28 protein-coding genes are annotated in these 25743 nt (G+C 57.1%); 12 read left to right on the top strand and 16 right to left on the bottom strand.

Annotated features, from left to right (window positions below; translation table 11 throughout):
- Positions 1 to 137 precede the first annotated feature (137 nt).
- The 4 genes from AC2FH0_RS15020 to lpxK are packed head-to-tail and all read left to right on the top strand — an operon-like array spanning position 138 to position 4488.
- On the top strand, positions 138 to 1484 hold the full coding sequence (locus AC2FH0_RS15020) for a TldD/PmbA family protein (protein ID WP_496789710.1): 1347 nt from the start codon (positions 138 to 140) through the stop codon (positions 1482 to 1484).
- The gene (locus AC2FH0_RS15015; protein WP_281973057.1) at positions 1471 to 2271 is read left to right on the top strand and encodes an inositol monophosphatase family protein; all 801 of its coding nucleotides are present in this window, start codon (positions 1471 to 1473) and stop codon (positions 2269 to 2271) included. Before AC2FH0_RS15020 ends, AC2FH0_RS15015 begins: the two co-directional genes overlap by 14 nt.
- Positions 2268 to 3503, top strand: coding sequence for a 3-deoxy-D-manno-octulosonic acid transferase (locus AC2FH0_RS15010; RefSeq protein ID WP_496789709.1), 1236 nt, complete (start codon positions 2268 to 2270; stop codon positions 3501 to 3503). The genes AC2FH0_RS15015 and AC2FH0_RS15010 overlap by 4 nt, the downstream gene beginning before the upstream one ends.
- A complete protein-coding gene (lpxK, locus tag AC2FH0_RS15005) occupies positions 3490 to 4488 on the top strand; it encodes a tetraacyldisaccharide 4'-kinase (RefSeq protein ID WP_496789708.1) in 999 nt (332 codons plus the stop codon). Before AC2FH0_RS15010 ends, lpxK begins: the two co-directional genes overlap by 14 nt.
- A gap of 36 nt (positions 4489 to 4524) precedes the next feature.
- Here the strand turns inward: lpxK and AC2FH0_RS15000 are convergent, their stop codons facing one another.
- Both AC2FH0_RS15000 and AC2FH0_RS14995 read right to left on the bottom strand, forming a co-directional pair.
- Positions 4525 to 5187, bottom strand: coding sequence for a DsbA family protein (locus AC2FH0_RS15000; RefSeq protein ID WP_282027812.1), 663 nt, complete (start codon positions 5185 to 5187; stop codon positions 4525 to 4527).
- Positions 5188 to 5201: 14 nt separating this feature from the next.
- On the bottom strand, positions 5202 to 5708 hold the full coding sequence (locus tag AC2FH0_RS14995; RefSeq protein WP_496689939.1) for a DUF721 domain-containing protein: 507 nt from the start codon (positions 5706 to 5708) through the stop codon (positions 5202 to 5204).
- An 81-nt stretch (positions 5709 to 5789) separates the two neighbouring features.
- Between AC2FH0_RS14995 and mutY the strand changes: the two genes are divergently transcribed.
- Entirely contained in the window at positions 5790 to 6845 is a 1056-nt protein-coding gene (gene mutY / locus AC2FH0_RS14990; protein ID WP_496677842.1) for an A/G-specific adenine glycosylase, read from the top strand.
- A gap of 58 nt (positions 6846 to 6903) precedes the next feature.
- Complete coding sequence (locus AC2FH0_RS14985; protein WP_496692535.1) at positions 6904 to 8040, top strand: alkane 1-monooxygenase; 1137 nt, start codon at positions 6904 to 6906, stop codon at positions 8038 to 8040.
- 84 nt (positions 8041 to 8124) lie between these two features.
- On the opposite strand, the gene AC2FH0_RS14980 is transcribed toward AC2FH0_RS14985, so the two are convergent.
- The 4 genes from AC2FH0_RS14980 to AC2FH0_RS14965 form a co-directional block, all read right to left on the bottom strand.
- On the bottom strand, positions 8125 to 9507 hold the full coding sequence (locus tag AC2FH0_RS14980; protein WP_496709374.1) for an adenylate/guanylate cyclase domain-containing protein: 1383 nt from the start codon (positions 9505 to 9507) through the stop codon (positions 8125 to 8127).
- A gap of 146 nt (positions 9508 to 9653) precedes the next feature.
- The gene (locus tag AC2FH0_RS14975) at positions 9654 to 10757 is read right to left on the bottom strand and encodes a site-specific DNA-methyltransferase (RefSeq protein WP_496789706.1); all 1104 of its coding nucleotides are present in this window, start codon (positions 10755 to 10757) and stop codon (positions 9654 to 9656) included.
- A gap of 106 nt (positions 10758 to 10863) precedes the next feature.
- Positions 10864 to 11481 (bottom strand): ribonuclease HII, encoded by a 618-nt coding sequence (gene rnhB, locus AC2FH0_RS14970; RefSeq protein WP_496692538.1) that lies wholly within the window; start codon positions 11479 to 11481, stop codon positions 10864 to 10866.
- A 109-nt stretch (positions 11482 to 11590) separates the two neighbouring features.
- Positions 11591 to 12079: a hypothetical protein gene (locus AC2FH0_RS14965; protein ID WP_496689943.1), complete on the bottom strand. Its 489-nt coding sequence runs from the start codon at positions 12077 to 12079 to the stop codon at positions 11591 to 11593.
- 175 nt (positions 12080 to 12254) lie between these two features.
- On the opposite strand from AC2FH0_RS14965, the gene AC2FH0_RS14960 reads away from it, so the two are divergent.
- From AC2FH0_RS14960 to AC2FH0_RS14950, 3 genes are all read left to right on the top strand, one after another.
- Complete coding sequence (locus tag AC2FH0_RS14960) at positions 12255 to 12542, top strand: hypothetical protein (RefSeq protein WP_142637145.1); 288 nt, start codon at positions 12255 to 12257, stop codon at positions 12540 to 12542.
- Positions 12514 to 13215, top strand: a complete 702-nt coding sequence (locus tag AC2FH0_RS14955) for a winged helix-turn-helix domain-containing protein (protein WP_496689945.1) — start codon at positions 12514 to 12516, stop codon at positions 13213 to 13215. The genes AC2FH0_RS14960 and AC2FH0_RS14955 overlap by 29 nt, the downstream gene beginning before the upstream one ends.
- Positions 13216 to 13297: 82 nt before the next feature.
- Complete coding sequence (locus AC2FH0_RS14950) at positions 13298 to 14869, top strand: DUF427 domain-containing protein (RefSeq protein ID WP_496692540.1); 1572 nt, start codon at positions 13298 to 13300, stop codon at positions 14867 to 14869.
- Between the two features lie 49 nt (positions 14870 to 14918).
- Here the strand turns inward: AC2FH0_RS14950 and AC2FH0_RS14945 are convergent, their stop codons facing one another.
- The 6 genes from AC2FH0_RS14945 to AC2FH0_RS14920 form a co-directional block, all read right to left on the bottom strand.
- Positions 14919 to 15710, bottom strand: coding sequence for a DUF1217 domain-containing protein (locus AC2FH0_RS14945; protein ID WP_496692541.1), 792 nt, complete (start codon positions 15708 to 15710; stop codon positions 14919 to 14921).
- The gene (gene flbT / locus AC2FH0_RS14940) at positions 15707 to 16108 is read right to left on the bottom strand and encodes a flagellar biosynthesis repressor FlbT (RefSeq protein ID WP_271949613.1); all 402 of its coding nucleotides are present in this window, start codon (positions 16106 to 16108) and stop codon (positions 15707 to 15709) included. The genes AC2FH0_RS14945 and flbT overlap by 4 nt, the downstream gene beginning before the upstream one ends.
- A complete protein-coding gene (gene flaF, locus AC2FH0_RS14935) occupies positions 16108 to 16482 on the bottom strand; it encodes a flagellar biosynthesis regulator FlaF (protein WP_271949611.1) in 375 nt (124 codons plus the stop codon). The genes flbT and flaF overlap by 1 nt, the downstream gene beginning before the upstream one ends.
- A 77-nt stretch (positions 16483 to 16559) precedes the next feature.
- A complete protein-coding gene (locus AC2FH0_RS14930) occupies positions 16560 to 17807 on the bottom strand; it encodes a flagellin N-terminal helical domain-containing protein (protein ID WP_496692542.1) in 1248 nt (415 codons plus the stop codon).
- Positions 17808 to 18016: 209 nt separating this feature from the next.
- Complete coding sequence (locus AC2FH0_RS14925) at positions 18017 to 18376, bottom strand: flagellar biosynthesis protein FlgN (RefSeq protein ID WP_496702741.1); 360 nt, start codon at positions 18374 to 18376, stop codon at positions 18017 to 18019.
- Complete coding sequence (locus AC2FH0_RS14920) at positions 18369 to 18641, bottom strand: rod-binding protein (protein WP_142637161.1); 273 nt, start codon at positions 18639 to 18641, stop codon at positions 18369 to 18371. The genes AC2FH0_RS14925 and AC2FH0_RS14920 overlap by 8 nt, the downstream gene beginning before the upstream one ends.
- Positions 18642 to 18753: 112 nt before the next feature.
- Here AC2FH0_RS14920 and AC2FH0_RS14915 point away from each other — a divergent pair, with 112 nt between their 5' ends.
- Genes AC2FH0_RS14915 through AC2FH0_RS14905 form a run of 3 tightly spaced genes read left to right on the top strand, consistent with a single transcriptional unit; the run spans position 18754 to position 21557 of the window.
- On the top strand, positions 18754 to 19965 hold the full coding sequence (locus AC2FH0_RS14915) for a flagellar hook-length control protein FliK (RefSeq protein ID WP_496703279.1): 1212 nt from the start codon (positions 18754 to 18756) through the stop codon (positions 19963 to 19965).
- A gap of 2 nt (positions 19966 to 19967) precedes the next feature.
- On the top strand, positions 19968 to 20633 hold the full coding sequence (locus AC2FH0_RS14910; RefSeq protein WP_496789702.1) for a flagellar hook capping FlgD N-terminal domain-containing protein: 666 nt from the start codon (positions 19968 to 19970) through the stop codon (positions 20631 to 20633).
- Positions 20634 to 20687: 54 nt separating this feature from the next.
- Positions 20688 to 21557 carry a phosphotransferase family protein gene (locus tag AC2FH0_RS14905; protein WP_496789701.1) on the top strand — a complete coding sequence of 290 codons (870 nt, stop codon included), beginning with the start codon at positions 20688 to 20690 and terminating at the stop codon, positions 21555 to 21557.
- A gap of 3 nt (positions 21558 to 21560) precedes the next feature.
- Here AC2FH0_RS14905 and AC2FH0_RS14900 read toward each other — a convergent pair whose 3' ends face one another.
- From AC2FH0_RS14900 to AC2FH0_RS14885, 4 genes are read right to left on the bottom strand one after another with little or no spacing between them, the layout of a single operon-like run.
- Entirely contained in the window at positions 21561 to 22862 is a 1302-nt protein-coding gene (locus AC2FH0_RS14900) for an NAD(P)/FAD-dependent oxidoreductase (protein ID WP_496789699.1), read from the bottom strand.
- On the bottom strand, positions 22859 to 23677 hold the full coding sequence (locus AC2FH0_RS14895; protein WP_142637169.1) for an ABC transporter permease: 819 nt from the start codon (positions 23675 to 23677) through the stop codon (positions 22859 to 22861). Before AC2FH0_RS14895 ends, AC2FH0_RS14900 begins: the two co-directional genes overlap by 4 nt.
- Complete coding sequence (locus AC2FH0_RS14890) at positions 23674 to 24564, bottom strand: ABC transporter permease subunit (RefSeq protein ID WP_142637171.1); 891 nt, start codon at positions 24562 to 24564, stop codon at positions 23674 to 23676. The genes AC2FH0_RS14895 and AC2FH0_RS14890 overlap by 4 nt, the downstream gene beginning before the upstream one ends.
- Entirely contained in the window at positions 24564 to 25691 is a 1128-nt protein-coding gene (locus tag AC2FH0_RS14885) for an ABC transporter ATP-binding protein (protein ID WP_142637173.1), read from the bottom strand. Before AC2FH0_RS14885 ends, AC2FH0_RS14890 begins: the two co-directional genes overlap by 1 nt.
- Positions 25692 to 25743: the final 52 nt, after the last annotated feature.

Raw genomic sequence — 25743 nt, 5'->3', positions numbered from 1 at the left:
GGACAAAACAGCGGAATTATTGCAGCCACATGCGAAATTCGCCTTTCTGGCCTTTCTGCAAACCCCCGAAAATGACCGCAGGTCTTGCGGGACGGACGGGCGGACGATAGGTCCAAAGAAACAAGACCGGAGGCCACATGACGCGCACACCCGAAGAGATCAGCCAACACCTGCTGGATGCCGCCCGAAAGGCCGGGGCCGAGGCTGCGGATGCCATCGTGCTGGACGGGTCTTCGGTCTCGGTAGAGGTACGCTCTGGCGCGCTTGAGGCCGCCGAGCGGTCCGAGGGCACCGATCTGGGGCTGCGGGTGTTTCTGGGCAAGCGTCAGGCCATCGTCTCAAGTTCCGACAGCCGCCCCGAAACCCTGACGGCCATGGCCGAACGCGCCGTTGCCATGGCCCGCGAAGCGCCCGAAGACCCGTTTACCGGTCTGGCGAATGAGGACCAGCTGATCCGGGATTGGGATATTCAGGCGCTGGAACTGCGCGATCCCGCGCCGGAACCCACGGCCGAAGACCTTTTGCAGGACGCTCTGGCGGCGGAATCCGCGGCGCTTACGGTCGACGGTGTCACACAAGTGTCGGATGCCGCAGCTGCCTATGGCACCCACCGCGTGCATCTGGCCGCCACCAACGGCTTTTCCGGCGGGTATGAGCGCAGCAGCCGGTCGACCTCCTGCGTGGCAATCTCGGGCCAGGGCACCGGGATGGAGCGGGATTACGACGGCGACAGCCGCACCTTCCAAAGCGATTTGCGCAGCCCGGACGAGATTGGCCGGACCGCAGGCGAACGTGCAGTGGCACAGGTCGGCGCGCGCCAGCCTGCAACAGGCGTCTATCCGGTTCTGTTCGATGAACGGATTTCCTCGTCGCTGATCGGGCATCTTCTGGGCGCCAGTAACGGCACATCCATTGCGCGCGGCTCGTCCTGGTTGTCGGATCGTCTAGGACAACAGGTTCTGCCGGAATATCTTTCGCTGATCGAAGACCCACATCGCCCGCGCATGTCCGGGTCGCGCCCCTTTGATGCCGAAGGCCTGCCCACACAACGCCGGGCGATCATCGAAAACGGTGTATTGACGGGCTGGACATTGGACCTGTCCAGCGCACGCAAGCTCAAGATGGCCTCGACAGGAAATGCTACGCGTGGCGTGTCCGGGCCTCCGTCGCCCAGCAACTGGAACCTGAGCCTGACACAGGGCGAGCACAGCCGAGCAGAGCTGCTGCGCGATATGGGCACCGGATTGTTGGTGACGTCGATGATCGGATCGACCATCAACCCCAATACAGGGGATTACTCTCGTGGGGCTTCGGGCTTTTGGGTCGAAAACGGAGAGATCACCCATCCGGTCAACGAATGCACCATCGCCGGAAATCTGCGCGATATGCTTCTGCGGATTATTCCGGCGAATGACGCCCGCCCCTATTTGTCGCGTGTGGTCCCATCGTTGCTGATCGAGGGAATGACACTTGCCGGCAACTGACCTGCCCCTGCTGATTGACGCCGCGCGCGAGTCTGGAAAGATCGCAACACGGTATTCCGGGGCAAAAGCACAACGCTGGGATAAGCCCGATGGTGCAGGCCCGGTAACCGAGGCTGATCTGGCCGTGAACGCGATGCTCGAACAGCGCTTGCCCTCTGCGCGACCGGGTTACGGCTGGCTCAGCGAAGAGACCGAGGACACCCAGCATCGCCTGTCCCGGGACCGGGTTTTTATCATTGACCCGATCGACGGCACCCGCAGCTTCACCGAAGGTTCCTCGACCTGGGCGCATTCCCTGGCTGTGGCGGAACATGGTCAGGTGACGGCGGCGGTTATTTACCTGCCCTTGCGTGACCTGTTGTATGCGGCGGCCAAGGGCCAAGGGGCCACACTAAACGGCGCGCCGATTGTCGTATCGGACACCCAAGACATCACGACGGCCGAGATCCTGGCCGCGAAACCCAATCTGGACAGCCGGCACTGGTGTCAGGGCCGGGTTCCTCAATTCCGTCGAAACTATCGCCCGTCGCTTGCCTATCGGTTGGCATTGGTCGGGCAGGGTCGCTTTGACGGAATGTTGACACTGCGCCCCAGCTGGGAATGGGACATCGCGGCAGGGGATTTGATCGTCCAAGAGGCAGGTGGCATATGTACGGACCGGCTTGGCGCCCCACTGCGCTTTAACAACCCACATCCGCGCCTGAATGGTGTCATCGCGGCAAACCCGCCATTGCACCGGCAACTGGCGGATCAGATTGACCCAGACAGTGCGGGCATTGCGCCATGAGCAAACCGCGATCCCTTAGTCTGGCGGCCTATCGCGTGCTTTCGTGGGGCGTACCCGGCAACGGGGACCAACCCTATGTGCCCCGACCATCAGGAGATCTGATCTGGATTCACATCGCCAATCCGGGTCGCCTTCGCGCGATGATGGATTTCTGCCACAGGCTGCTGCAGTCGCGCCCGGGCCTGTCGGTTGTCCTGTCGGCCCCACCCGAAGCGGACCTGAGTCAGTGGGACTGCGCGAAATACATTCTTGTGAACCTACCTTCGGAACAAACCGGCGCCGCGCGGGTGTTTCTGGACTATTGGCGTCCGAATATTGGCATTTGGGTTGGCGGCGGGCTGATGCCCAATGTGATTACCCGTGCCCACGAGCGCGAAGTGCCGTTGATCCTGATCGAAGCTGAAATCGACCTGAACACCGCGCGTGGGACCCGGTGGCTGCCCGATATCAGCAGGTACACTCTCGATTGCTTTCAACGAATTCTGGCTACCAGCAACGAAACGGCCCGGCAGATCCGCAAATTGGGAATCGCCTTCACCAAGGTCAGCGAGGCGCCTCCTCTGCTGATAAGTCCGAACCCTTCTCCGTGGCCCGAAGACGAACTGATCGAAACCAATCACGCCTTTTCAAGCAGACCCATATGGCTCGCGGCCTGGGTGAAGGATAAAGAGTTCATCTCGGTCCTCAGCGCCCACCGTCAGGCCATGCGGATGCTGCCCCGGTTGACCTTAATACTGCATGTCGCCGACATACAGGAAGCCGCCCCACTGCACCGGCGGCTCGAAGCCATGGACTTGCGCTGCATCAACTGGGACGATGGCGGCATGATTGAAGATACCACACAGGTCATCTTGTCCTCGGACCCAGAGGATTTGGGCTTGTGGTACCGTGTTTCGGCAGTGTCCTTTATCGGCAACTCGCTCGAACGGGGCGACGGGGGACAGGATCCGTTTGGTGCGACCGCCCTGGGATCGGCTGTCATACATGGCCCACATGTTGACCAGCATCAGACAGCCTACGATCAGCTGGACCAGGCAGGCGCCGCTTTGACGGTCAGAACCGCAACCGAACTTGGGGATGCCGTGGTAGAGTTACTTGCGCCTGACCGCGCGGCGGATATGGCTTTGGCAGGCTGGCAGATCGTGACCGACGGTGCGCCGCAATCAGATCAGCTGATCGAACTGGTACAGGACTATCTGGACGAACGGAGCACCGACGATGCGGGCACCTGACTTTTGGAACACCGCTCCGGATCAGTTGGACCTCAGGGCCCGGCTGCTGTCCCCGTTGGGACGGGTTTATGCGGCGGCGACAGCCCGCAGGCTGGCCTCGGAAACAGGTTTCAACCCAGGCGTCCCCGTTATCTGCATTGGAAACCTGAATGCAGGCGGGACCGGCAAAACACCAACCGTGATCTGGATGATCGAACAGCTGCGGGACGCGTGGCATCAGACCCATGTTGTCACCCGAGGCCACGGCGGCGCACTGACAGGACCTGTGCGCGTCGATCCTGGCAAACATACGGCGGCAGAAGTCGGGGATGAACCGCTGCTGCTGGCCGCATTTGCGGATGTCTGGGTGGCCAAGGACCGCGCCGCGGGCGCAAAAGCCGCTGCCCAGGCCGGGGCAACGGTAATCCTGTTGGATGACGGGTTTCAGAACCCCTCGGTCGCCAAGGATTTCTCGGTCATCGTAGTGGATGCCGAGCGGGGGTTCGGCAACGGATTGTGCCTGCCTGCGGGTCCACTGCGGGAACCGGTCGATGTGGGGCAGCAACGGGCCGATCTGGTGCTGTCGCTGGGCGGCACAGACGCGCAGACAAGGTTCGCCGCCCGCTGGGGCGACATGCTGACGGTTCCGCATGCCACCGGCGCGGTCGAGCCGCTGCAGACCGGAATGGAATGGACCGACACGCCAGTTCTGGCCTTTGCCGGTATCGGCCATCCGGAGAAGTTCTTTGCCACCCTGCGCCAACAGGGCGCCACCCTGCTGCGGGCCGAGGCGCTGGACGATCACCAGCCCCTGACACCGGCCCTGATGACACGGCTAGAGAATGAAGCGCGCCTGCTGGGCGCTCAGATGGTCACAACGGAAAAAGATGCGGTCCGCCTGCCAGCCGCCTTTCGCAGCAAGGTCATCACCCTGCCCGTCCGGCTGAATATGGACGAGGGCGACCGGGTCAAACAGTTGCTACTGCAGGTCGCGCCTTCGCCCTGAAGGCGACCGGCCCTGACAGGCCGGTCGTGTTTGGATTTAGCTGCCCAGTTCGGCGTCGATCAGCTTTTTGAATTCTTCGTAAGACTGATTGTCGACCTTCTTGCCGTTCACAATAAAGGATGGGGTTGCTCTGATGTCGTCGCGTTCTGCGTTCTCCTGATACCAGGCCACCAAGGTCTGCGCACGATTTCCGTCCTGCAGGCAAGCATCAAGCTGGTCATTGCTGATCCCAGCTAAACGTCCGATCTTGCGCAGTTCATCCACGATCTCCGCAGGTCCACCGGCACGGGTCCATTCAGCCTGATCCTTGTAGATCAAGTCGGAGATGCCGAAGAACTTCTCGGGGCCGCCGCAGCGCGCGACCATCGAGGCCCAAAGTCCGTATTTGTCAAAATACACTTCGCGGTAGGTAAACTTGACCTTGCCGGTGTCGATGTAGTCCTTTTTGATTTTCTTCAGCGGCCCCTGATGAAAACTCGCGCAATGCGGACAGGTATAGGACGCATATTCGATGATCTCGACGGGCGCGTCCGCGGACCCTTGCACCATTTCGATGATGGTCGAAGTGTCCAGATCGGCCTGTTGTGCCTCGGCGCTGCTGACCAGCGGGTTGGACGGAGAGGAATTTGACAGCGACAGCCAATAGCCACCTGCGGCTATGGCGACAGCCGCGCAGATTCCGATTGCAATACGGCTCATGAATCAGCCCTTTCTCAGCGTTTTTGCTTGGATAAAACGTTACGGCCCAGACGTTCAAGGGCTGTACGCAGATCGCCATCATGGACGCCCTGCGCAGCCCGGTCTGCCTCGGCTGCAATTTCTGGTTCGATTGTGGGTTTCGCCTGTTTCGGCTTGTGGTCGAAGCTGGCCTGCCCCTCGGCAAATCCTGTAGGAGCCGTCTGGGTGATGCGCACCCGACTAATCGCATTATAGCCATAGACCGCATTCACCTTACCGCGCAGCTGTTCCTTCTGCATTTCCAGCATCGGCGCCTGCGGGCCGGTGGTCAGCACCGTCAGCGTGGCCCCCATACCGCCCTTGCCATAGCCTACGTTAACCGGCCGCGCGATCGAGGCCACATCCTGTCCGACGATCTCGGCCCAATGGGTCAACAGGCGTGAAACGGCGAATCCCCGGCTTTCCCCGGCGCGCCTGATCTGGCCGTTCAGCAATGTCGCAGTACGTTTAAAGCCGCGTGTCGAAGAACGTCTGGGCTGCATCTGGTTTCCAACTCCTGTCTCTCTATTGTAAAGGGCAGAACACCGGGCGCCAGCGAAACCCGACAAGGAGATATGTAAAACTTGCGTGACACCCACGAAATTGACTTCAGCGATGAGTTGCTGGCCTGGTACGACCGCAATGCCCGTGAAATGCCATGGCGCATCGGTCCTGCCGATAGGTCTTCCGGAATGCGTCCTGACCCCTATCGGGTTTGGCTGTCCGAAGTCATGCTACAGCAGACAACTGTGGCAGCGGTGCGCGACTATTTCCTGCGGTTCACATCTCGGTGGCCGACAGTTGAATCACTGGCCGCAGCGCCTGACGAGCAGGTCATGGGGGAATGGGCCGGTCTGGGATATTATGCCCGCGCCCGCAATCTGCTGAAATGCGCGCGCGTTGTGGTTGAAAGCCATGATGGCTGTTTTCCCGACTCACACGATGAGCTGCTGAACCTGCCGGGCATAGGCCCGTATACAGCCGCCGCGATTGCAGCCATTGCCTTTGATCGTCCGGAAACCGTGTTGGACGGCAATGTCGAACGTGTCATAGCCCGCCTATACGACATTCACGATCCGCTGCCGGGGTCAAAACCACAACTCAAGCAACGTGCAGCTGCATTGACCCCAGCGGTGCGTCCGGGCGACTATGCACAGGCCGTGATGGATCTGGGTGCGACTGTCTGCACCCCAAGATCCCCGGCATGCGGGATATGTCCAATGCGCACGCGTTGCCGCTCCCACGCTGCGGGTACCCAGGCCGATCTGCCCCGCAAAACACCGAAAAAGCCAAAACCCACACGTTATGGCCATGTCTACATCACCCAGACAGCGGACGGGGCGATGTTGCTTGAACGCCGCCCAGACAAAGGGCTTTTGGGCGGTATGCTGGGATGGCCGGGATCCGAATGGTCCGATGCGCCGTCTGACACCGCGCCGTTTGCGGCGGACTGGCGCGTTCTACCGGGCGAAGTGCGCCACACGTTCACGCATTTCCACCTGATCCTGCAGGTTTGGGCAACCTCTTTACCGCCCGGTGCGGCACCGGAGGACATGATCTTGCTTGATAAACATGCCTTTCGGCCCAGCGATCTTCCGACGGTCATGCGCAAGGCATTTGACCTCTGGCGCAACCAGTAACACATTATGCTGAAACACGACCTACGGATAGTCTGTCCCGCGTCGACCGGAGCTTTTGATGATCGCATCTGAAACATTGACTCGCTGGCAATCCACCCTTCCATTCTGGGTCTCGTTTTTGCTGATTCCATTGATTTGGGCCACGGCCTTTGTGGGTGGCTGGTGGGTCTTGCTGGTGCCGCTTTCAACATGGTGGATATTTGCCGCGCTGGATCAGCTCACCGGGCTCGACCTCGAAAATGCGGACCCAGAGACGCCGGACAGCATGTTGCGCTGGTATATCCTGCTGACCAAAGCCTGGGTTCCGGTACAGTTCCTGACCCTTTACGGGCTGCTTTGGTATGTGACGCACAGCTCTCACCTGTCTTCACCAGAAAAGATCGGCCTGTTCTTTGGCATGGGTGTGATCTCGGGAACGATTGGAATCAACTACAGCCACGAACTGATGCACCAGAAGGGCCGGCTGGAGCGCGGGCTTGGCGACATCCTACTGGCCATGGTCTTGTACTCGCACTTCCGGTCCGAACATTTGCTGGTTCACCACCGCTATGTCGGAACCCCGCGCGATCCGGTAACAGCACGGTACAACGAAGGCTTTCATCGCTTCTATCCGCGTGTTCTGTGGCAATGTCTGGCCTCCGCCTTTCATGCTGAGCGCGAGAAACTGGCGCGCAAGGACCGCCCCTGGACGGACCGCACAAACCCGTTCTGGCGTTATTGGATATTACAGGGCGGCTTGCTGGCGTTGGCAGGTTTGATTGGCGGATGGTCCGGCCTTGTCCTGTTTCTGATTCAGGCCGGCGTCGCCATCTGGCAGCTTGAACTGGTGAACTATGTCGAACATTACGGGCTGACCCGAAAATATCTGGGCCAGGGGAAGTACGAACACGTCCTGCCCTGTCATTCGTGGAACGCGTCGCAAAAAGCGTCGAACTGGCTGCTGATCAATCTACAGCGCCACTCGGACCATCACTACAAACCCAACCGTCGATTTCCACTGCTTCAACATCACGATCAGAACACCGCACCGCAACTGCCCTACGGATACCCAGTGATGACGATCGCCGCGATGATCCCACCGCTCTGGCGGCGTGTCATGAACCCCCGTGTGCGGGATTGGCGCCGCCGGTACTACCCCGAAGTCACAGACTGGCAACCCTACAACAAGTCACAAAACCCGATGCCAGGGTCCTGACCGCAGCGCGCCTCGGCGCGCTGCCCGGCCCAACGACTGGCCCTGCGTCTTTGATGCGTGATCCATCGACGAGAGAGCCATGAGCTACATCACCCAGATATCCATCGGGTATTCAACACCGCGCACAGGGTGGCCCTTGTTTTCGGTAAATTCGGCTGTCAGTTCGGAGGCACTGCTCCCTTCCTGCTCAAGCTGCAGGCGCACCGCATCACTCAGCACGATCCGGGCCTGCAGCTCGCGGGTCATTGCCTCAAGTTTCGCAGCGACATTTACCGCATCACCGATCACAGCAAATTCCAGACGGTTGGCGCCAATATCCCCCAGAACAACCGAGCCATAATGGACACCGATGCCAACATGAATCTCGGGCTCTCCGGCACGTCTACGTTCTATGTTCCACCGGTCAATCACAGTCACCATGCCGCGCGCGCAGGATACCGCGTTGGTCGCATCCAACGGTGTCGTCACCGGGGTCCCGAAAGTTGCCATAAGACCATCGCCCAAGTACTTGTCCAATGTCCCATGATGGCGGAACACTTCGGCCTCCATCCTGGCGTGAAATCCACGCAGCACCTCGATCACGTCATAAGGATCACGACCCGCCGCATATTTGGTGAACCCCACAATATCTATGAAGAGCACTGCGACATTCTCTTTTCGCACCTGTTTGAGCGGATCATCATTTTGGCTCAGTTCCTCCACCACATTTGGTGAGAAATATCGCGACAGGTTCGCTCGTTCCCGTTCCAACCCAGCATTGGTCATCAGCAGATGATTGAGCCGCCGCATCGACACGCCCAGCGTCACCGCCACCATCAGGAACACAATCACTTGCTGTATTCGGTCGTGAACCTCAAAGCTGTTTGGATCCAACATCTCGGCTACATCCGGATACCCCTGCAAGGCCTCGGCCACTTTCTCACTTATGCCGGGAATCGGAAACGCAACCCACCAGGCGATCACCCATCCGGTAGTCCAGATTATTGCAGTCCATGTGCCTATGGCAATCACCGTGCGCCAGGAATAGGCCATGGTTCCTGCTGCAAGAATGACGAAGAAATACTGAAAGTTGTCAAACCGGAATTGCATTGCCAATGGGCGCACATCATCGCTGAACGGGTTGGGAATGATCATTCCCAAAGTCATAATCAAAAGGTCAACAAAGATTAGTAGCAACTCTGTCCGAGATTGCCCTACACGGCCTGCCCGTCGGATCATCCAACCATTTGCGCAAATCAGCAAAAGGATGAAATGATACCAAAGGACCTCCCAATGCGGGTTCAGGTATATCAGCAAAAGGCCAGTCAGACCCATTGCGATCCAGCGGGCCCGGACAGCAAGCTCCAGCCCCTCGCGCTTGTGCCGTTCCAGCGCAGCTTCGGTGTATTTATTCTCGATTTCTACTTCGTTCGGACGGGTGAAAAAGAACCGCCTAGCCCGAGGTTCGCTGGCTGCTGTGTCCGACATTGCGAAAGCTCCTACACTGCGCCGATTGCTTCATTAGGCTCATATCGGAACTCATCAGGGAAAGAAACAAAAGACCCCGCCGTTGATCGGCGGGGCAAGGCTTAGTGCCTTGTGTCAGGCCACAGGCACCGGCGGTATTGGTGAAATCAGTTGTGCATCTCGGACCGGATTTGCTGACGCAAGACGTCGATCGGCACGGTTTTGCCGTCGCGCTTGAAGCACCAGTAAGTCCAGCCATTGCACGAGGGCGCATTCTCAAGATGGGCACCGACCTGATGGATCGAACCCTTGATGTTTTGCCCCACAAGCGTGCCATCGGCGCGGACCTTGGCCTTGTGACGCTGGTTCATGGAATAGAGTTCCTCGCCCGGGCGTAGCATGCCGCGTTCGACCAACTGGCCAAAGGGCACGCGTGGCTCGGCGCGTTTGCTGGCGCTGACCTCCAGCGCCTCGCGGTCGAATTTACGCACTTTCGCGATGCGCTTTTCGGCCACTTTGCGATAACTTTCTTCGCGCTCGATCCCGATGAATTCGCGACCCAGCATCTTGGCCACGGCCCCCGTAGTCCCGGTGCCAAAGAACGGGTCCAGAATAACGTCACCCGGATTGGTTGATCCAACCAGCACGCGGTGCAGCAATGATTCCGGTTTCTGCGTCGGATGCGCCTTGTCGCCGTTTTCATCCTTGAGCCGTTCATGGCCAGTGCAGATCGGCAGCACCCAGTCGCTGCGCATCTGGATGCCTTCGTTCAACGCTTTCAGTGCCTCATAGTTGAAGGTGTATTTCGCCCCTTCACGCTTGGAGGCCCAGATCATTGTCTCATGCGCATTGGTGAACCGCTTGCCACGGAAATTCGGCATCGGGTTCGATTTGCGCCAAACTACATCGTTGAGGATCCAATACCCTGCATCCTGCAACGCAGACCCAACGCGGAAAATGTTGTGATACGATCCAATCACCCAGATGGCGCCATTGGGCTTCAGCAGACGATGGGCCGCCTTCAGCCATTCCCGCGTGAACTGGTCGTAGACGCCAAAGCTGGAAAACTGGTCCCAGTGATCATCGACTGCATCCACTTGGCTGTTATCGGGGCGGTGCAGTTGCCCTTTCAACTGCAGATTATATGGGGGATCGGCAAAAATCAGGTCAACCGAAGCCTCGGGCAGACTGTTCATCACTTCGATGCAGTCCCCGGATAGGATCGTGTTTACAGGGAGCGCTGTCGCGCCCTTTTTGGTAGTCGTTGTCATATCGCTGCCTCAAGTTCCACGGCGCTTATGCGCTCATTTGGTTGAGACAAGGATGAGTCAAAGACGATTCGCCGTCAATTTCTTTTTTGAATCAGCGGCTTACGATTTACTCTTGATACAACATATTGTGGACGGGCTTGAACGAAACTCTATGGTGAGGGGTCACACCAAGATTTCGCAGCGCATCCTTGTGTTGTTTTGACGGATAACCGGCATTTGTCTCCCAGCCGTATCCCGGATGCTGTTGCGCCAAATCCACCATCAGTTGATCGCGCCAGTTTTTGGCAAGGATCGAAGCTGCGGCGATCGACACGGAATGGGCATCGCCTTTGACCACTGCCTGTGCCGGAATGGCCAGTCCGCGCGGGATCATATTTCCGTCGATCAACAGATAATCAGGGGGGGGATCCAGCGCCGCCACCGCGCGCTCCATTGCCAGATGCGAGGCACGCAAGATGTTGTGCTCATCAATCTCGGCCACCGAAGCCTCGGCCACCGCGAATTCGGCGCAGCCACGCAGGGCAGTATCCAATGCGGCCCGGCGCTTGGCCGAGAGTTTCTTTGAATCGTTCAGACCTTGGGGAATTTCCGCGGGGTTCAGGACCACCGCCGCCGCCACAACAGGACCGGCCAGCGGACCTCGGCCAACCTCATCGACACCGGCAATCCGCAGATATCCCTGCGCAAGAGCGGCTTTTTCAATCTCATAATCTGGTGTGGTCATGTTTTGGGAAAATCCTGTTTTCCCCCATTGCGCAAGAAAAAAGAGAGGACAGCAATCGCTGCCCTCTCCGACGTGATGCTTCTAAGGCACCACTCCTGCTCGAACCGTATTACTTGTAAACGACGCGGTATCCCTGTTGGCGCAGGCACGCGGGTTCATAGGCCCGCTTGACCTTATTGCCATTCCAGAAACCGACCTTGCACTTTTTGGGCAGGCTATTGGCGTATTTGTAGTGCTTATCCAGGCAGCGCGTCCCCAGAAGCGGGCGCTTTTTGCCATAGCCCTTGAAGGTTTCCATGCACCGTTGCGGCAGACTATAGCGCGCAACGCGCTCGGGCAAGGGACGGATATGGTTCGGCCGATGCCTGGGGGTCCTCTGGATGTGCTGTTTGGGGGCCTGATACACGTGGTTGTAGTTGCGGGTAACCTTTTTGCTGTCGCCTTGCTTGTCAAAATGATGGATGGCAGCGCCAATCAAGGCAATCGCCGCCAGCCCGCCAAGAATATCTTCTGCATCAGCGGCACGGGCCTGGGATGCAGAAACGCCGGTGATTGCGACTGCAGAGGCGATGATCAGAGCGATGAATTTCTTATGCATGGTGCTGTCCTTTCGGGTACTCGGTGGACGTGATGACAGTCCGTAAATTCGATAACCCGACATTGGGGGTGTCCCCTTCAGACAAGCAATAACGCCGTTTTGTTATCCGATATCAGACCGCGAAACCCCTTTGCGTTATTGAATATCAACCAAAGCCATGCGCAGGATGCGGCCTATGAAACAGATCCTCTCTTCTCTGGCCATCGGGGCCCTGATATCGCTTGGTTCCATGGCGTCAGCAGCGGACTGCTATGCCGATTACAAGGCCAAGCAGGACAATCCGTTGCGCCTGCATTATGGCGTCATGCAGGTTTCGTCCTGCGGCAAAGGAAAAGCCAAAAAAGAGGTCGCGCAACGGCTGCGCGGCTCGGGCTGGACCCTGCTGAACGTCATGTCCGTTTTTGGGCCGGAAGGGTTGGATAAAAGGAAGGCCAATGCCGGAAAATTCTATCTCCGTTACTGAGGCACGGCGCTCGGGCGTCAGGTTGGTTGGCGCGGGCATCACGGTAATCGTTGTCATACTTGTGGCCTCTGCCGCCTTTCTGTTGTGGACATTGCCAGATGCAAACGCGTTCAATGCCCGCGTCGAACGTCTGTTCGTCGAGAGTGATCTGACCTCGCAGACCGAGATTCGCCTACTCGAGATTCTGGCCCAGTCCGGCACTGCCTTTGCCGATACATTGTCCAGTTACCGCATGGTTATCTTTGTTTTGCTGGTTTTCGCCACTGCAATGCTGATTGCTGCGCTGGTGTTTCTGGTCATGCTGGTGCTGTTGAACCGACGCATGGCACAGATTGAGCGCACTGGGATTCAGGTCACTTCACTTTTGATCAGCCGGGAAGAGAATACCGTCTATCTCAATAACATGGATTTCAAACTGACTGCGTCGGCGATGGAAACCCTGTCAGTTCTTGCCGAATCCCGGTTGGATGACGAGGTTCTATCCGGCATTCAGATCGAGGCGATGATTTCCGGCAAAAGCACCGCTGATTGTGACGAGGCTGCTGGCGCGACGCGGATCAAGCGCCTGCGCGATGCTTTGGGCAATCAGATGGTCAGCGAGTTGCTGGTCAAGAACATCGCTAAAAAAGGCTATATGTTGTCGATCGAAAAAGACGTCATTCAGATGATTTGATATTGGGAAAATCCTGCTCTGCCCCTTGGAAAACACGGATCAAACGCCCATCCTATAAAGACCCGTGCCAGGGAGGATGATTATGAACGTTCACGTGACTCCAAATATCAAAGGCTATGGGATCTCGGTCGAACCACTTGTCGGCCGTATCGCAATCTACCGGGATGAGATCCTTCTGGCTGAAAGCTTTGATGCCAAGGTAATGTACGAAACTCGGTTGCCGCCGATGATCTACATCCCCCGTCAGGATGTACATGTCGATCTCAGCGATGAGACCGAACTTCAGACATTCTGCCCGTTCAAGGGCACCGCCACTTACCACGATGTCGTTCTGGCGGATCAACGATTGGCCAACTCCGTCTGGGCTTACGAGAATGCCCTGCCCGAAAGCGCCGCGATCCAGGGCCATATCGGCTTTATGCCCACCGCATATACGCGGATTGAGCTGGGTGAAAACAACCTGCGCAACCCGGAAGACGGCAATATCAGCGGGCCGCTGATTGATTGGCTGATGCGGGGGGCCAGTGATCTCAGCACGCCCGAAGCATTCACCAAAGCGCTGGCCGAGAAGATGCTGGAACATGGAATTGCCATTCAGCGCCTCAGTATCCTTGCCTGGTCCTTACATCCGTTGATCGCGGGCAAACACTATATTTGGGAAAAGGGTGAGGCCGAGATTTCGACCAATGTGCCCACCTATGAAATCCACGACCACCCCGCCTATATCAACAGCCCTCTGCGCCACGTGTCCAACGGTATGGGCGGCGTGCGCCAAAGGCTGAATGACGAGAACCCTCAGCACAGCTTTCCAATCATGGAAGACCTGCGCGCCAAAGGGGCGACTGACTATGTCGCGATGCCCCTGCCATTTTCCGACGGGCGCACCAATGTCTTGACGCTGACTTGCGATCACCCCGACGGGTTCACAACGGCCAATCTTGGGCTGGTGTTCGAATGCTCCTCGGTGATTGCCCGGTTCTACGAAGTCTTCATGCAGCGCGAAAACGCCCAGGTATTGCTGGAAACCTATGTCGGAAAGCGGACCGGCGCGCGTGTCCTGGGCGGAGAAATCCGTCGTGGCGACGGGGATGAGATTGATGCAGCCATCATGTTCTGCGACCTGCGCAATTCTACCCTGTTGGAAGAAAAGCTGGGCCGCGCCGCCTATATCAACCTGCTGAATGACTTCTTTGAAACGGTCTCGGGCATCGTCGACGAAAACGGTGGTGAAGTTCTGAAATTCATCGGGGACGCTGTTCTTGCTGTATTCCCGGCAGGCGAAGATTCGACCTTAGCCCGCGAAAACGCGCAGCGATCAGCAGTTGGAATCGTTGAAAGGCTTGGAGAGCTGCGCAAGTCCGGGTCGGACATGCATTGCGACTGTTCGATTGGTGTCGCTTATGGGCGCGTAACTTACGGCAATATCGGGTCGCGCGAACGGTTAGACTTCACCGTCATCGGACAAGCGGCAAACGTCGCCGCACGGCTTGGGGAATACAGCAAGATCGTGAATCACAGGATCGTTGTTACCAAAGACATCGTGCCGGCCTGTACAGACGCTTTGCCACTTGGAGAGGTCAAGCTGCACAACGTGTCACAACCCGTGTGCTCATACGCGCTCAAAACCTCGGCGGACGCGATTCTGAACGGCTAGTCGCGCGAAGTTGCGTTTGATACTCACGCATCTTGCGATAGGGACAGCACTATCCGCCCAGCAGAAGCAACGCGGTTTGGGCCGGGGAAATTGTGCTTTGAAGCTGCGAGATCTGACTGCGCGCAAGGTATCTGTCGGTCAAATCCCCGATCGCCTCTTCATCCGCGAACTGCGCTAAATCGTCAGATCCAGTCAGGTTCGACAACCTGTCCTTGAACACCTCAAGCTGCTTGTCGATGTCCAACTGACCAAAGCTTGAAGGCAACCCAAGTGCCATCTCCATCATCTTTCGCAACGGCGGAAGGCCCATCAAGTCGAACCATTTCGTGTCACCACTGCTGTCTTGCGATGCCAACTCAGCCAGCGCATGTTTTGCATAGAGGGATATGCGCATTGTCTCGTCCTGTTCACCCACGGCGACCTCAAAGCGTGAGGTCACGTTGTCCCGGGCAATATCCTCCATAAATGTCGAAAGAATGGTTCTTCGAATTTCGCCAGGGCCCAGTCCAAATGCCTCAGAGAATTCACGGTATCTTTTATCAGATAGGCGATTGGACAATGCATCATCTGCGCTTGTTCCATCTGACAGGATTTTCTGGATGAAATAGCGGTTGTCAATGTCGCCCTCCAGACCAAATGCGCCCAAGGCAACCTGTAGCAACCGGCGGTCAGAAACCAGATCTTCAGCCGTCTGAACCTTGCCGATGTTTTCCCGGAAATACGTCGCCTCACGCTCATTGACCGACGAAGAGGAAAAGCTGTTCAACTGGCCTTCGTAGGTGCGTTGAAGGAACCGCCAGCCAACAATGCCACCTGAGGGTATGACCGGCTGAAAGGTCATTGCTGGTAGGCCATGAGGCGCTCTTCTCGCGGTAGCAGAGCACGCAGGGATTTAAGGCATTTGTAATACTGCTCGGCCAACAAGGCTTCTGTTGCCTCGGCCAAAACTCTGCGGCTGTCCGCATCCGTAAACACTTGGCTCAACTCTTCCACCCGACGCAGCAGTTGTTGGCGGGCGCTTTCAGCTTCCATGTCTCCAGACAGAACCAGTTGCGTCGCATAGCACACTCTGCGAACGGGTGTGTTCACCTCGTCAGGATGTATCGCATCGCGCAAACGCAGGACATTTGCCTGTGGTGTCATGATTGAAAACCGACTTCTACGATCGCCGTTTTCCACAACTACACCATTAATCAGCACCCGTTCTTTTGGGGCAAGCTTCAATACCAAACCCGCCATCAGTTCGCACCCATTTGCCGAAGGCCTTTAAGAACGGCCATGTTTATTTCCAGAAGGGGCTCTACCGAAGCCTTATTGCTGAGTATCTGGCTGCTGTGCTGTTCGGTGAACTCAGCAAGATAGAAAATCCGGGCGCGAAGGTCATTCGGCAAGGCGTTATCGGAATCGGCGACCCCGTTTGCCAACACAGACCAAAGCCTCCGGTTTTCATGCAAAGCCTGAACAAACGCTCCAAAGTCGGTTTTGTGCCGCGCGGCCGCAGCCTTCAACCGATGCGTGATCTTGGAAATCGCCTCATATTCCGTATCACGCGGTGTGCGCGTCGGAGCAGCGGTCTGCGCATAGGCGCGTTGTGCAAGAGTTTGCGGTGTCACTTGAAATCCTTCCAAAAGGCCGTCTTACGGCGGTCAAAGCCGGGGCGCGTTTCCACGCCCCGGCCAGGGTCCTGAACTTAGCGGAACAGCGACAGGATCGACTGCGGCGCCTGGTTGGCAATCGACAACGACTGCGTTGCCAGTTGCTGCTGTACCTGCAGGGCCTGCAGACGGGCCGAGGTTTCTTCCATATCGGCGTCAACCAGCGCTCCGATACCGGACTTGAACGAGTCAGAAAGATTCGAGATGAATTCTTTCTGCGTTTCGATCCGGCCCTGAGACGAACCGAACGCCGCAGATGCATCAATGGACGTATCGATCAAGGTCTCGATAGTACCCAGCGCCGCCTGAGCACCAGCATCTGTCGAAACATCAATCGAAGCCAACGCCCCCAGGCCACCTGCATTGGCATTGGTGAACTGCGCCGAGACAGTAACGTCCCGATCAGCGTCGGCACCAGCCGTCGCAGCACCGGTTACAAATGTCAAAGTGCCCGGGTTGGCTGAGTCATAGTCGATTGCGACACCCGTGATCCCCAGGGAATCGATCTGATTTTTCAGGCCAACGGCAACAATGGCATCCGTATAAGCGGCGTCATATGTTCCAGATGGGTCCAGATCAGCAGCTTGCACCGTGTAGGACGCAACCTTGTCACCTATAGTGATCGAGATCTTGTCACCAGCAGCAAAGTTGTCCGTTGAACTGTCCACCACGATGTCGCCGGTTCCACCAGCTTTGTCCATCGTGAAGCCCGCGGCGTCATTGTCGGTTGTGACGTTGTCCGAGCCGGCCAGAACACCTTTGCTGGCATACCCACCTGTGGACAGGTTCTGCGAGGCCACCGAAATCGAAGATGCGGTTACGTTGCCACTGGAGTCACGATCCAGAGACGACAGGATCGAGGCTGTACCCGCCGAACCGTCAACCAGGTTAAGCCCGTTAAACTGCGCCGCTCCAACCACCGATGCGATCTGATCTTTAAGAGCAGTCACGTCGTCATTGATTTTGCCGCGGTCAACGTTGTCTTCCTGTGCCGCAACGATCTTCTCTTTCATCTGGGACAGCAAGTCAGTGACTGTCTCAGACGCATTCCGGGCCACCGCAACGGTCGATTCACCCAGTGCCAAACTGTCTTTGATGGCGTTGAACCCCTTAACGTCCGACTCCATGACTTTGGAAATCGCCCAGACGGCTGAATTGTCCTTGGCTGTGGCAACGTCCTTACCAGTTGAAATCGCGTTCTGGGTCTGCGCCAGGTTCTTGTTGACCGATTTCAGGGTTTGCAGCGCAACCATGGCGCCATTGTTGGTCAGAATGCTAGACATAGCTTTCTTCCTTTTCCGTTCGGGCTTTTTCGCCCTTGCTTACCCCGCAACATGTGCGGGCTTTGACGTCTTTCTGATCACTGCGACCCGCCGACGGGCTGTTCGCGCCACCTGAGTTTTCCAGATGCAGGATCACCTTTGACGCCGATCTCCTAACGGAGTGCTAAGACTCGAAAATCCGAAAGTTCGGATTTGATTCAATCCTCGTGCTAGGCCCGCTTTTCCAGCTTTGCGTGACTGCGAACGGCAAAATCGCTGCGTTGCCCATCCGCTCCATAAATACTGAATTCCTGACGCACTCGGCGCAGTTCAGCCATGCGCCCGGCAACCGCCCGAATCCCTTCGGCCGCACTGTTCAGAAGAGCCTGATTCCGGTCGACTTTCTTTTGAACCCCGATCAGTTCATCACTATCAATCACCTCAAGATCATTGATCGCACCGATCAGCTTTTCCTTTTCCGGGGCCATGTGATTCAACCGATCCAGATCCCCGGTCACCAAGGCGTTGCGTTCAAGGTCCAGAACTTCTTCAAGAGATTTGATCAGGTCATGTTCAGACTTGTTAGGCATTGGTATTCTCCATCATGGACTGAAACAGGATTTCGGACAGGCCAACACCGCCGGACCTGGCAAGCTGCAGTGCCTGCTGCTGAACAAGAAACGATGAAAACTGGTCTTCACCCGCACCGCCGCCGAACGAATCTCGGGATTCGCCTAGACCTGCGGACTTAAGCATTTCAGACAGGAACGCCGCCTCAAGCTCTACCGCAGCATCTTTCAGCTTTTGCTCAACAGACAAGGGCTGCGGCGCCGCTGGGATACCAGATAGCTTCATAGCTTTCTCCAAAAATTGCATCGAACTTTCTGGATCAAAGATGAAAGCGGTTAAAATAAACGTAACTTCCTGCGGGCAAATTCCTGGTTACGCAAACCGGAGCCGGAGCAAAATGCCCAACCCTCTTATATTGTCCACATCCTCGACCGCCAGCGCCGCAAAATCTGAAACTGCCGCCAAGGGACACCCAATCTCGGAAGGGGCTGACACCTTTGCTGAGGTAATGGAGCAGGAATTGCAGCGTTCCGAAGGTGACAGCTTGAATGAGAACGTGCCCGAACTGACCATTAATGCCGAGGTGCAGGTTGAAGAGGATGTGGTCGAAGAAGACTCTGTTGATCTTGCCACCAGCCTGTCGGGAAAACCTGTAACTGACCCGCCCGCCCGCCCGCCGGCGCAGGACGAAGAGATGGCACCTGAGGAAACGCCGGCATCGCTGCCCGAACCTGACAAGGCCGTAATACTCGCAGCGCCAAACAATGCGGCCCCCGATCCTCGGGGTGATGCGCTTGGAAACGCGGCGCAGCGCGCCCGATCTGAGGTTCCGGCTTTGTTGCAGGCGAAAACCGCACAGCAAAAACCGGAACACAATCTGCCGCAAACCACTATTGCAAAGGGCTATCGGACCAAGGCGTCGATACCCTCGGATTCTGCGCCCGGAAAACCCGAAGTGCCAGAACCAAAGCTGGTTTCGCGAGATACACCCGATGCGGCTCAGGCTCCCAAAGCCACCGGTTCACCGCCGACAACACAATCCGTTCCGACACTTGTTCAAATGCAACTGATGACGTCTGCCAAGGTGCAGGACGTTGATTTGGTATCAGACCCCGACGCCGAGGGGATTCTGACCGCGCGCGAAAGCCAGCCATTTTCAACGGCACGAGATACGTCAGCAAGCCATCAGCACTTTTTAACCTCAGCACGGGCAGAAACGACGCGGGCAATCGCGGGGCAGATGGCCGCTGCGATACATGCAAGACCACAATCCAGCACGATTCAACTGACCTTGAATCCGGAAGAGCTGGGCAAGATCTCAATCGTCATGAATGGCCGGGATGACGGGTTGCAGATGACGATCGCAGCCGAGCGGCCGGAAACTCTGGAAATGATGAGGCGACATCTTTCGGTTCTTGAGGCTGAGTTCAAAAACCTAGGCCTGGGCGATCTGTCCTTCAATCTGGGCGCGTCGTCGGACGACCAGCCCGAAAGCGCGGACAAGCGCACAGAATCCGGACTGACTACAACCCAGACCGAAATGGATCAGGCCAGCGAGCCGGTCTTAACCCGGATCGGCCATAGTGGCCGCGTTGATATGAGGCTTTGAGCATGATCACACCCGCACAGAATACAAGCTCTACCGCCGCGCAGGCACAGTCTTCGGCGAAATCTGGAACATCCGGCCTGGCCTCGGATTTTGAAACCTTCCTTCTGATGCTGACCGCCCAGGCCCGCAACCAAGACCCGCTGGAGCCGCTGGATTCATCGGAATACGCCTCGCAACTGGCTCAATTCTCGATGGTCGAGCAGCAGGTTCAAACCAACGATCTGCTTACTGCGCTTGCCTATTCACTTGGTAGCGTCAACCTTGAAGAGCTTGCCAGCTGGGTCGGGATGGATGTGCGAACCGCCTCGGCCTTTCATTTCGACGGTTCACCAGAAACGCTGTATGCGCAGGCCGACCCCGGGGCGGACAGCACCTTTATGGTGATCCGCAACGACTCGGACGAGGTCGTTGAACGCATCGCTGTTTCAACGACGGAATCCGAGTTTGTCTGGGCCGGAACTGATGACGATGGCGCCCCGTTACCGGCAGGAAATTACACTGCAACGATGGAAAGTTATGACGGCGATGAGCTGCTGTCTGAACGCCTCGCCTCAGCCTATAATCAGGTGCTTGAGGCGCAGGTGGGCACGGATGCCGTTTTGCTGACGCTCGCTGGCGGAGAGGTGGTGCCAGCAGGAATAGTCACTGCGGTGCGAACAGGAGCTTGATCTACGGTTAACGACAGGCGAAACCAAGGCAATGCCCGACTCGTTGACTGATTGGTGATCTCCCTGCCTCAAATACTGTCCCCACCGCGCGACCTTGTTGCTCAACTTGTCAGGCTCGGTTTTGCCAGCGCTGGGGCACAGTTCGAAACTCTGTATGGTGGCAGGACAAACCGGGTGTGGAAGGTGCTGGGCGACGACAGTGATCAAGTATTGAAACTGTACCGCTCGGACCTTGAAAACCCATTGTTTCGCAACGATCCCGCATTGGAAGCCGCCTGTCTGCGGGCACTGGCTTCTTCTGGGGTTGTGCCGCGATTGCGGGCAACGGGACAACATGACAACGGATATTGGGTGTTCTACGACCACGCACAGGGCACCCCCTGGCGGTCTGACCCGGCCCCAGTGGCCCGGTTGCTGCACCGCCTGCATTCGCTCAACCCAAACATAGAGAACGCACCCACCGGTAAAAACGGTAGCGCAGATCTGGCCGAACATGGTCAAAGCATTCTGGCGATGTGCACATCGGATCGACGGGCTCAGCTGGAAAAGATGCAACCACAGCATCATATTTTGCGGTCGGATCACACTTGCCTGATTCACGGCGACCCGGTTGCGGGAAACATCCTCGTCGCATCCTCGGGGCTGACGCTGATTGACTGGCAATGCCCAGCCGTTGGTGATCCTTGCGAGGACCTTGCGCTGTTCCTGTCACCCGCCATGCAATATCTTTACAGAGGTGCGGTTTTGACCGTTGACGAGCAAAAGTCCTTTCTTTCGGCGTATGACCGGCAGGAAACCGTAAACCGCTACCGGTCTTTACGCCGCTGGTACGGGTGGAGGATGGCAGCCTACTGCCTATGGCGCGCAGAACATGGGGCACCGGATTATGAACAAGGGCTCGAGCTGGAACTGGCCGCTTTGTGAATGTCAGAGGTCGGCCAGTGCCATTAACGCATAGGCTGGCGGCATCAGCGCCCGCCGCCAGGACCCAAGTGGAAAACGCCGCGGGGGTCGGGCCATTGGCTCAGGCAATTCCGCATCCTGTCCAAGCACCATGCGACTAAGCGCCCGCCCACAATAGGTACCCATCGCGACGCCGTTTCCATGATAGGCCAGCCCAGCAAACATCCCATTCTGACCCGGAACGGGCCCTGCGAACGGCGTCAGGTCCTGGGTAAGGCACACCATCCCTGACCACATATTGGTCACGTCCACATCGGCCCATGCCGGAAACATGGCCTTGAAATCACGCTGCACCTTTTGCCGGATCGCAGCCTCGGCCTTAGGTGATGAGCGCAGGCCACCGCGCATCCCAAACAGAAACCGTCGATCCGGCATAAGACGAAAATAGTGCAGAAGATTTCGTGTATCGTAAGACATCTGATCCGAGGTCCAGCCCTGCGCCGACACCTCAGCCTCGGTCAATGGGCGGGTCACCAGAACGGTTGATTGCGCTGGCATATAGCGCCCAGACAGCCACTCAGGCATGTTTTCACTGGAATATCCGTTGGTGCATATCAGTACATTCGACGCTTTGATCCGTCCTGACGCGGTTCGAACATCAAAGCTCGCGCTGGTTTTGGTGATGTCTCTGGCCATGGTTTTCTGAAAAAATCGGACCCCAACGGAAGCGGCCGCATTTGCAATGCCGAACAGGTATTTCCGGGGGTTCAGACCAAATCCGACCGGCACGCTATAGCCCCCGAAAAAATCCCCTCCCAACCCGAGCCCGGGCAGGTCGGCCACCTCATGCAAGCAGCCCCCGTCATCCGCCGAGCGTCGCAATTTCTCCATGGCGCGGGCGGTGTGGGCCAGGGCGGTCTCGCCCTTGGAATGAACGTCCGCTTCGATCTGATGCGCCTCAAGCAGGTCGGCGACAAGATTGACCGCATCCACTTCGGCCTGGGCAAAGCTTTCGGCCCCCTCGACCCCATATCGCCGAGCCATGCCACGATCGCTCAGCTTTGACCCACCTCGACAGCAAAACCCACCATTGCGACCCGAGGCACCCCAACCCGGCGTCTCCGCCTCGAGAACTGCGACGGATAGGCCTGCCTGCCCCAGGAAAAGCGCGGCTGTAACACCTGTGAACCCGCCGCCGATGATGGCGACATCCACGCTCAGATCATCCTGCAACACCGGCCAGTCCGGTGCTGCGATAGTTTCATCCCACCAGCACCCTGATCGCGGTCCAGATCCATAGGTATACTTAGGGAACAGACGTTTCATTCCGCACGCACTGCCGCCATCTCATCCTGTTTCTGCCGGACCATCGCGCGCTTGGTGACCAAAGATGCTGCTATGACACCGACCGTCACGACCGCAATCATGATCGTGGATAGCGCATTGATTTCAGGGCTGACGCCCAACCGCACAGCTGAGAAAATCTTGATCGGCAGAGTCGTGGCTGACGGGCCCGATGTGAATGATGCGATCACCAGATCATCCAGCGACAGCGTAAAAGCCAATAGCCAGCCTGAAATCACCGCCGGGGCGATGATCGGCAGGGTGACAAGACGGAAGGCTTGTGCGGGTGAGCACCCAAGATCCAACGCTGCCTCTTCCAGAGACTGATCAAACGTGACCAGACGTGAGGATACAACAACCGACACGAAGCACATTGAAAAGGTCGTATGTGCAAGCACGATGGTCAAAATACCCCGGTCCAGTCCAATTCCGATGAACAGCAGCAAAAGCGACAGGCCAGTGATCACTTCGGGCATCACAAGAGGCGCATAGATCATGCCCGAAAACAGAGTCCGGCCAAAGAACCGCCCACCGCGTACCAGCACATAAGCCGCCGCCGTACCCAGAATGGTGGCCAGGGTCGACGAGAATACTGCAACCCGCAAGGTGACCCAGGCAGCATCAAGAAACGCTTCGTTCTGGACCAACTCACCATACCATTTGGTCGAAAATCCAGCCCAAACCGTGACCAGTTTGCTTTCGTTAAAAGAGAAGATGATCAAAATGAGCATCGGGATATAGAGAAACGCGAAACCAAGCGTCAACGAGACGACGTTGAACCAGCTTAATCTGTTCATTGCTCAGCCTCCGTCTGTTTCTGCTGGTTGCGCTGGAACAGCACGATGGGAATCACAAGGATCAGCAACAGCACAACTGCCACGGCACCGGCCACCGGCCAGTCGCGGTTCGAGAAGAACTCCTCCCACAACACTTTGCCGATCATCAATGTCCCGGATCCTCCGAGCAATGATGGGATCACAAATTCGCCGATCACCGGAATCATCACCAGGAAACAACCCGCGATGATACCCGGGCGTGACAAGGGGATCGTTATCAGCCAGAAGGCCTGAATACGCGAACAGCCCAAATCCTCTGCGGCCTCGATCAGCGACTCGTCCATTCGTTCAAGCGCGGAATAGATCGGCAGAATCATGAAGGGCAGATAGGTATAGACGATACCGATATAGACAGCTGTGTTGGTGTTCAGAATGGTCAGCGGGGTCGAGATGATGCCCGTCCACAGCAGCAGTTGGTTCAGGTAACCTTCGTTGCTGAGAATACCCATCCAAGCATAGACCCGGATCAGAAACGACGTCCAGAACGGCAGGATAACCAGCATCATCAACGTCGGGCGCCACTCAGCCGGTGCGCGGGCCATGCCATACGCGATAGGATACCCCACCAGCAAAGTCAGTATGGTTGAAATCAACGCGATTTTGACGCTGGACAGGTAAGCTTTCCAATACAGGTCATCTTCGGTTAGCCAGACGAAATTCTCAAAATCCAGCTGGCTGAAGAAATCCCTGAGCCCGGCCCAGCCCTGAGATAGATCCAGTGTCGGCGTGTAAGGCGGGATGGCCAGCTCCGTGTCCGAGAGCGAAATTTTCAGAACGATGAAAAATGGCACCAGAAACAGCGCCAAAAGCCAGACATACGGGACGGCGATCAGAAGGGCGCGGCGCATCAATCCGCCAACAGAACCGCGGCGGTGGCTGTCCAGGACAGCCAGACCGGGTCTTCCCATGTAAAGGAACGACGCGAAATGCGACGGGTATTTGCCGTCTGCGCCTTGATAATCGTGCCGTTATTCAGTTCGACGTGATAAGTGGACAGATTGCCCAGATAGGCAATGTCAAGCACCTTGCCCTGCACTGCGTTGATTGCATCCGCAGGACGATCAACCGAGATCGTCACCTTCTCGGGGCGGATCGCCAGATGACATAGCTGGCCGTTCGAAAACTCTGTGGTCGAGGACGCAGTCAAAGGTGCCTGACCTTCAGCCCAGTCAATCTGATAGGTCTCATCAGCGCTTGCCGTGGCTCGGCCCTGGATGATGTTCACGTCGCCAATGAAATCGGCCACATAGACCGAACTGGGATTCTCATAAATCCGGTCGGGTGTCGCCACTTGTATCAGATTACCCTGATCCATTACCGCAACCCGGCTGGCCACGGTCATCGCCTCTTCCTGATCATGGGTCACGATCACAAAGGTGGTGCCGGTCTTTTCCTGAATATCCATCAACTCGAATTGCGTATCCTGTCGCAGTTTCTTATCCAGCGCCCCCAAAGGTTCGTCTAGCAACAGCAGCTTCGGCGCTTTTGCCAGGGATCGTGCAAGCGCCACGCGCTGACGCTGACCACCCGAGATCTGGTGCGGTTTGCGACGGGCGAATTGTTCAAGCCGGGTCAGGCGCAACATCTCTTCGACACGATCCATAAGATCATGCTTTGGCATATTGTCCCGACGCAGACCAAAGGCGATGTTTTCCCAGATAGATAGATGCGGAAACAGCGCGTAGGATTGGAACATCATGTTCACAGCCCGTTTGTTCGGCGGAATGGGATCTATATCCTGCCCGCCCAGCAAAATATGCCCTTCGGTCGGTTTTTCAAACCCGGCCAACATTCGCATCATCGTGGTCTTGCCGCAGCCCGAGGGCCCTAGCAGAGCAAAGAATTCTTTCTCAAATATATCCAAGGACAGATTGTCGATGGCCGTGAACTCACCAAACCGTTTGGTGACATTCTGGAACTGGATCAGAGGTTTCGCCTGTGGGTCTTCCCACGGCACAAAAACAGTAGAATTCAAAACGGCCCCCGTTCGGCAATCTGAAAAGAATGGCAGGGCGGTTGGTCCGCCC

It is taken from the genome of Ruegeria sp. CDSC051, assembly GCF_059610665.1.
This window is presented reverse-complemented; position numbering and strand designations above follow the sequence as displayed.

Excerpts from the sequence above, each read along its gene's own strand:
- AC2FH0_RS15020 (WP_496789710.1), top strand. The coding sequence starts at position 138 with ATGACGCGCACACCCGAAGAGATCAGCCAACACCTGCTGGATGCCGCC.
- AC2FH0_RS15010 (WP_496789709.1), top strand. The coding sequence starts at position 2,268 with ATGAGCAAACCGCGATCCCTTAGTCTGGCGGCCTATCGCGTGCTTTCG.
- lpxK (WP_496789708.1), top strand. The coding sequence starts at position 3,490 with ATGCGGGCACCTGACTTTTGGAACACCGCTCCGGATCAGTTGGACCTC.
- AC2FH0_RS15000 (WP_282027812.1), bottom strand. The coding sequence starts at position 5,187 with ATGAGCCGTATTGCAATCGGAATCTGCGCGGCTGTCGCCATAGCCGCA.
- AC2FH0_RS14995 (WP_496689939.1), bottom strand. The coding sequence starts at position 5,708 with ATGCAGCCCAGACGTTCTTCGACACGCGGCTTTAAACGTACTGCGACA.
- AC2FH0_RS14985 (WP_496692535.1), top strand. The coding sequence starts at position 6,904 with ATGATCGCATCTGAAACATTGACTCGCTGGCAATCCACCCTTCCATTC.
- AC2FH0_RS14980 (WP_496709374.1), bottom strand. The coding sequence starts at position 9,507 with ATGTCGGACACAGCAGCCAGCGAACCTCGGGCTAGGCGGTTCTTTTTC.
- AC2FH0_RS14975 (WP_496789706.1), bottom strand. The coding sequence starts at position 10,757 with ATGACAACGACTACCAAAAAGGGCGCGACAGCGCTCCCTGTAAACACG.
- rnhB (WP_496692538.1), bottom strand. The coding sequence starts at position 11,481 with ATGACCACACCAGATTATGAGATTGAAAAAGCCGCTCTTGCGCAGGGA.
- AC2FH0_RS14965 (WP_496689943.1), bottom strand. The coding sequence starts at position 12,079 with ATGCATAAGAAATTCATCGCTCTGATCATCGCCTCTGCAGTCGCAATC.
- AC2FH0_RS14960 (WP_142637145.1), top strand. The coding sequence starts at position 12,255 with ATGAAACAGATCCTCTCTTCTCTGGCCATCGGGGCCCTGATATCGCTT.
- AC2FH0_RS14955 (WP_496689945.1), top strand. The coding sequence starts at position 12,514 with ATGCCGGAAAATTCTATCTCCGTTACTGAGGCACGGCGCTCGGGCGTC.
- AC2FH0_RS14950 (WP_496692540.1), top strand. The coding sequence starts at position 13,298 with ATGAACGTTCACGTGACTCCAAATATCAAAGGCTATGGGATCTCGGTC.
- AC2FH0_RS14945 (WP_496692541.1), bottom strand. The coding sequence starts at position 15,710 with ATGACCTTTCAGCCGGTCATACCCTCAGGTGGCATTGTTGGCTGGCGG.
- flbT (WP_271949613.1), bottom strand. The coding sequence starts at position 16,108 with ATGGCGGGTTTGGTATTGAAGCTTGCCCCAAAAGAACGGGTGCTGATT.
- AC2FH0_RS14930 (WP_496692542.1), bottom strand. The coding sequence starts at position 17,807 with ATGTCTAGCATTCTGACCAACAATGGCGCCATGGTTGCGCTGCAAACC.
- AC2FH0_RS14925 (WP_496702741.1), bottom strand. The coding sequence starts at position 18,376 with ATGCCTAACAAGTCTGAACATGACCTGATCAAATCTCTTGAAGAAGTT.
- AC2FH0_RS14920 (WP_142637161.1), bottom strand. The coding sequence starts at position 18,641 with ATGAAGCTATCTGGTATCCCAGCGGCGCCGCAGCCCTTGTCTGTTGAG.
- AC2FH0_RS14915 (WP_496703279.1), top strand. The coding sequence starts at position 18,754 with ATGCCCAACCCTCTTATATTGTCCACATCCTCGACCGCCAGCGCCGCA.
- AC2FH0_RS14910 (WP_496789702.1), top strand. The coding sequence starts at position 19,968 with ATGATCACACCCGCACAGAATACAAGCTCTACCGCCGCGCAGGCACAG.
- AC2FH0_RS14900 (WP_496789699.1), bottom strand. The coding sequence starts at position 22,862 with ATGAAACGTCTGTTCCCTAAGTATACCTATGGATCTGGACCGCGATCA.
- AC2FH0_RS14895 (WP_142637169.1), bottom strand. The coding sequence starts at position 23,677 with ATGAACAGATTAAGCTGGTTCAACGTCGTCTCGTTGACGCTTGGTTTC.
- AC2FH0_RS14890 (WP_142637171.1), bottom strand. The coding sequence starts at position 24,564 with ATGCGCCGCGCCCTTCTGATCGCCGTCCCGTATGTCTGGCTTTTGGCG.